This window comes from Candidatus Frankia alpina, assembly GCF_902806485.1.
Classification (GTDB): Bacteria; Actinomycetota; Actinomycetes; order Frankiales; family Frankiaceae; genus Frankia; species Frankia alpina.
The window spans coordinates 1-953 of record NZ_CADCWT010000505.1 but is presented as its reverse complement, the minus strand read 5'-3'; the positions used below and the strand labels follow the sequence as shown (position 1 = coordinate 953).

The 953-nt window shown below is 60.8% G+C and carries 1 protein-coding gene; it reads right to left on the bottom strand.

Annotated features, from left to right (window positions below):
* Positions 1–773 (bottom strand): protein rep (locus G6R25_RS24225; RefSeq protein WP_163554679.1); only part of this gene is annotated, 773 nt, incomplete at its 3' end.
* Positions 774–953 lie beyond the last annotated feature (180 nt).

The following is a 953-nucleotide window of genomic DNA, read 5'->3' as shown; positions in this document are numbered from 1 at the left end:
AAGCGGATCACCGACTTGCCTTTGGTCTCCCGTTCGTATTCGTGCCAGAGCTTCAGCGCGGCGGCGTCGCCGGTCCGCAGGAAGTAGGCGGCGATATCGAACGGCATCAGACTCCCCTTCCGGCCTTTCTTTAGATCTCCGCGGGCCATTTCGTTTCCCAGGCCGACGCCGGTTTCCTGGAGCTTGACCAGGTAGCGGCCGAGGGCGTCGGAGTCCCGGGTGATGATATCGAGTTTCACACCGATTCCTTTCACCATCGGCTTATGGCCCTGCCGCACATAGGAAGCATTCAAATTGTCGAAATACTCCGTCGACAACTTCCCGTAGGCCTTCGGCGTCACCGGCTCCCGGAAAACTTCCACGTCGTGGGTGTGTGGATGCCAGCCGTTGTTCCCGCGGGTGATTTCCTTCGCGGTGATACACCCCAGGAAGCCGGCTTCCTGTCGCGCCCTCTTGACCATCCTCTGCGAGGAAGCCCAGGCTCGACCTTCCGTCAGGCCACCGAGGGTTGTGCGCAGTTCATCTTCGGCGGTGTGGGGGATTGTTCTGGTCACAAAAACAGCCCCGAAACCCATCTCGATGGCCCGGGCGATGGCCCGGGAGATCTCGTCCGCGCGCCGGAACCTGATCTTGGCCGAGCAAACCGGACAAACCCACCCAGATCCACACGTCTCCAGGCCGCTGTAGCGATGATGATCTCCGTTTTGGATCAGAGCGACGTCCGAGACCCCGACCGGTTTGCCGCAGTCCCGCAGCCGTCGGTTCGTCGTCACGCCGCGAAGCCCGGATCGCAAAACGCTCCGCACCTCTTCGCGATCATGCCTCTCCGAGGTTTCCGCTGGGGCACAGGGCAAATCGGGGTCCGCGGAGGGCCAATTTGAGCTTGATCGCGGCCGGTAAGTTTGCGTAGTACCTAGAAGATCTCTTGAGGCAAGATCATTTTCGTCCTTGAT